The sequence below is a fragment of the Melaminivora alkalimesophila genome, from assembly GCF_000282995.1.
Classification (GTDB): domain Bacteria; phylum Pseudomonadota; class Gammaproteobacteria; order Burkholderiales; family Burkholderiaceae_C; genus Melaminivora; species Melaminivora alkalimesophila.
This window is the reverse complement of sequence record NZ_ALEE01000552.1, coordinates 1-2,083: the sequence shown is the minus strand read 5'-3', so window position 1 is coordinate 2,083 and position 2,083 is coordinate 1. Positions and strand designations below refer to the sequence as shown.

General features: G+C 73.7%; 3 protein-coding genes. 2 read left to right on the top strand and 1 reads right to left on the bottom strand.

All coding sequences use genetic code 11. The features are described from left to right. Positions 1 to 21: 21 nt before the first annotated feature. Entirely contained in the window at positions 22 to 483 is a 462-nt protein-coding gene (gene trxC / locus A612_RS10835) for a thioredoxin TrxC (RefSeq protein ID WP_019374505.1), read from the bottom strand. Positions 484 to 632: 149 nt separating this feature from the next. Here trxC and otsB point away from each other — a divergent pair, with 149 nt between their 5' ends. Further along, positions 633 to 1,409 (top strand): trehalose-phosphatase, encoded by a 777-nt coding sequence (otsB, locus tag A612_RS10830; RefSeq protein ID WP_019374504.1) that lies wholly within the window; start codon positions 633 to 635, stop codon positions 1,407 to 1,409. After that, positions 1,406 to 2,083, top strand: a 678-nt coding sequence (locus A612_RS10825; protein WP_040436640.1) for a trehalase-like domain-containing protein, incomplete at its 3' end; no start/stop codon positions are given. The genes otsB and A612_RS10825, both read left to right, overlap by 4 nt.

The following is a 2,083-nucleotide window of genomic DNA, read 5'->3' as shown; positions in this document are numbered from 1 at the left end:
GCGGCCGGCCGCACTGCAGGTTCAGACCACCGAGCGCACCCAGCGCACGATGTCGCCCGCGCCCATGGCACCGGAGATGCGCGCCACCTCGCGCCCGCCGCGAAAGGCAATCATGGTCGGGATGCTGCGGATGCCGTAGCGCCCGGCCACCTGGGGCACGGCCTCGGTGTCGAGCTTGGCCAGGCGCACCTGGGGCTCGAGCTGGCGCGCCGCCTGGGCGAAGGCCGGCGCCATCTGCCGGCACGGGCCGCACCAGGGCGCCCAGAAATCGACCACCACCGGGATCTGGCTGCGGCCGACGTGGCGGTCGAAGCTGTCGGCGTCCAGCGCCAGGGGCGCGCCGGCGAACAGGGGGCGGTGGCAGCTGCCGCAATCGGGCGCCGCGTCCAGGTGCGCCTGGGCCAGGCGGTTGGTCGTGTGGCAATGGGGGCAGACGACATGCAGGCGCTCGCCCGCATGGTTCGCGGCAGTCTCGGTGGTCATCGGCGTCTCCAGCGGCAGGTTCCAAGCCTGCAGCTGCGGGCCGGCGCAGGCTTTTCAACGGCGCGGCGCATGCGCCGGCGACCGGGCCACGGGCTTATGGGACGCCGGCCTACAGGCAGGCCGCGCAAAGCCTGCCATGCTCGCGGCCGATGTCTTCTGCACCAACAATCACAACCCGTCACGCCCTGTTTCTGGACTTCGACGGCACCCTGGCCGACATCGCCCCCGAGCCGCAGCTCGTTCGGCTGGAGCCGCAGGCGCTGCAGGCCCTGCAGGCGCTGCACCGCTTCCTGGGCGGGGCGCTGGCGATCGTCACGGGCCGGGCGCTGCGCGACGTTGCGCCCCATTTCGAGGCCCTGCCGGTGGCGATCGCCTGCGAGCACGGCGCCCAGCTGCACGCCCCTTCGCTGCCCGCCGCGCCGGCCGCGCCGCTGCCCGGACTGGAGGCGCTGCGCGCGCGCCTGCGCGCGCTGGCACAGGCGCACCCCGGCCTGCTGGTCGAGGACAAGGCGGCCGGGGTGGCGCTGCACTACCGCCATGCGCCGCAGCTGCAGGCGCTGTGCCGCGAGGCGATGGAACAGGCGCTCGCGGACGCTCCCGGCATGGAGCTGCTGGCCGGCAAGTGCGTCTTCGAGGCCAAGCCGAGTGGCACGGGCAAGGGCCACGCCATCCGCGAGCTGATGCAGCACGCCCCCTTTGCCGGACGCATCCCGCTCTTCGTGGGCGACGACGTGACCGATGAGGCCGGCTTCGCCGCCGTGCAGGCGCTGGGCGGCCTGGGCGTGAAGGTCGGCCCGGGCGAGAGCGCCGCGCGCGCCCGGCTGGACGGCCCCGCCGCAGTGCGCGCCTGGCTGCAGCAGGCCGCCCGCGAGGCCGCAGCGCCCGCGCCCGAGGCGCGCGACGGCCACCCGGAGACCATCCCATGAGCCAGGAAAGATCCCCCTCCCCCGCCGCCGCGGCGCCATCCCTGGCCCTCGGCATGATCGGCAACTGCACCATCAGCGCGCTGGTGGACGAGCGCGCCGCCATCGTCTGGTGCTGCATGCCGCGCTTCGACGGCGATCCGGTCTTCAATGCCCTGATCCATCCGGGCGAGGACGCCGGGCGCTTTGCCATCGAGCTGGAGGACTTCGCCACCAGCGAGCAGTGGTACGAGCCGAACACCGCCGTGCTGCGCACGCGCCTGACGGACACCGCCGGCAACTGCCTGGAGGTGACGGACTTCTGCCCGCGCTTTCATGCCCGCGCGCGCTTCTTCCGGCCCGTGACGCTGGTGCGGCGCATCCGCCCCGTGCGCGGCTCGCCGCGCGTGCGCGTGCGGCTGGACGTGCGCTACGACTGGGGCGAGACGGTGCCGCACCTGACGCGCGGCAGCCACCACGTGCGCTTCGTCGGCGGCGCCCAGACGCTGCGCCTGACCACCGACGCGCCGGTGACCTACGTGCTCTCGGGCGAGTCCTTCATCGTCGCGCGCGAGCACAACTTCATCCTCGGCGCCGACGAGACGCTCAGCGAGGGCATCGCCGACACGGCGCGCTACTGGGAGCAGGAGACCATCAGCTACTGGAAGCACTGGACCATGCGCCTGCACCTGCCGCTG

Coding starts and splice junctions, on each gene's coding strand:
- trxC (WP_019374505.1), bottom strand. CDS start 483: ATGACCACCGAGACTGCCGCGAACCATGCGGGCGAGCGCCTGCATGTC.
- otsB (WP_019374504.1), top strand. CDS start 633: ATGTCTTCTGCACCAACAATCACAACCCGTCACGCCCTGTTTCTGGAC.